The organism is Cupriavidus sp. L7L, assembly GCF_004353535.1.
GTDB lineage: Bacteria > Pseudomonadota > Gammaproteobacteria > Burkholderiales > Burkholderiaceae > Cupriavidus > Cupriavidus oxalaticus_A.
On sequence record NZ_SMNY01000094.1, the window covers coordinates 1 to 1,667 of the forward strand.

General features: G+C 57.0%; 1 protein-coding gene and 1 pseudogene. Both read right to left on the reverse strand.

Features of this window, described 5'->3' with window-relative positions:
- A partial coding sequence (locus E1J61_RS35805) for a T6SS immunity protein Tli4 family protein (protein WP_133098513.1) occupies nt 1-828 on the reverse strand: 828 nt, incomplete at its 3' end.
- Nucleotides 825-1,667, reverse strand: a pseudogene (locus tag E1J61_RS35810) (hypothetical protein); the annotation flags it as partial. The gene E1J61_RS35805 and the pseudogene E1J61_RS35810, both read right to left, overlap by 4 nt.

A 1,667-nucleotide genomic window follows, 5' to 3' on the forward strand; every position in this document is an offset into this window, starting at 1 on the left:
TTCCCACTCGAAATCGTGGGTACCGTCCGCGCGGCGGACCAGGGACTCCTCTCCTTGCCAGACGCCGACAATGCGCTTGCCTTCGCGCAGGGTAGTCAGCTTCGGATAGCGCTTGCCCAGGTCCGCTCTCTGCGCCGCGATGGAAGCAAGCAGCCCTTCGCCGTTTGCACCGTCCACGCTCGCCAGCTTGTTGGAGTCGACTGAAAAGCTGACGTCCGGCAGGCTGGGGATGGCGATGCCTGCCCGCATGATTTCCTGGTGTACGCCGCTGCTGTCCACGATGAAGCCGTGGTCGATGCAAACGCCGGGGTCCTTTGGTATTTCTGCGTTGTCGCGGGCGCGCAAGCCGCGAACGAGCGGCGCAATCTCTTCTCCGCCATAGAACCATTCGTACAAATGATTGCCCGCTGCGGCAAAGGTGTGTGCCCCCTCAAGACCGTATTTCACGGATAAGTCGTCTTCGTAGTAGCGGATTTCTATGCTTTCCACTTTGGCACTTCGACCGAAATAGGTGATCTTCGCTGTGTCATCCTTGTCCAGAATCTTCTTGCGGTAGGCGTCCGCCATTTCAGTCAAGCGGTCTGCTGCAGCAACGTGCGTCACAATCTTCCCGGGAAAATCCTGCGGTCCGAATATCAATCTCGCTTCGGCTGGCACTTCCAGGACATATCTTCCGAAGCAGACCTGTCGGGTCTTGCCGAACAGGGCTTGCAGGCGTGGTGACAGTTCGACTTCGTGCGGCACACCGTTCTCCTTGTATGAATATGGCTGGCAAGAAACCAACAGCAGACATGCCAGCATGGCAACAAATTTTCCGCAGTCGCTCATGATTTCCACCACGGTGCGGTATTGGCGATCTTGACGAGCGAATACAACAATGATGCGAGAACCTTGTCGTTGTTGTAACTATTCTGGTGCTCATAGCCGGATTGCCGGAAGACTACTGTGCCGCGCACACGCGATGCTGATGCGTCGCTGGGAACAGTCTGATCGCCGGCATCAATGGGCGGCTCAAGTCTGAGTTGCAGGGTGTGACGATTCTCGGCGCGAACCACAATGCGCCCTTCCCCGTCTTCACTGATAAGCCTCCATGAAAGCGGATCGCCGAATCCTTTTAGGCCTGTTGCGTTCACCCGATACGTGACTGCACCGAAGGCTTTTTGATAAGGGTCCGCGCCATAGCTAGCGTAGGTGGTCGGATGGTACAGGCCCTGGATATTCCTGTGAAAGCTCTGCGCTTCGGCAATTCTCTTCGTTGCCAACCCATACGGGTTGTAGCCTTCATATTTCTTGTTTGCAGGATTGACCCACTCCGGGTTCAACAGGCGCCACCACGCATCAGGTTCGCGGGCGTAGATGTCATACAAGGGATCGCCTACAGCTACTGGCGCTGCTGGCCTTGTTGTTCCCAAGGTCTTATGCAACTGCATTTCGCTACGATAAGTCTTGAGCGGCTCGTCCGAAGCAATCGGCAACGCCATCACCTGCCGGTACTCGCTGGTCTGGACACGCAGCCAGCCCCGCGGATAAGAAGCGCTCGGCAACAACTCCAATGGCCCTGGTGCGTTGGCAAAGACCGCTGTGACTTCCTTGCCGGTCTTGCCGATCACCGCGCGTTCGATGGCGCCCATCAGGTTGCCTTTCGCATCCTCAAAGCCCGCACGTAC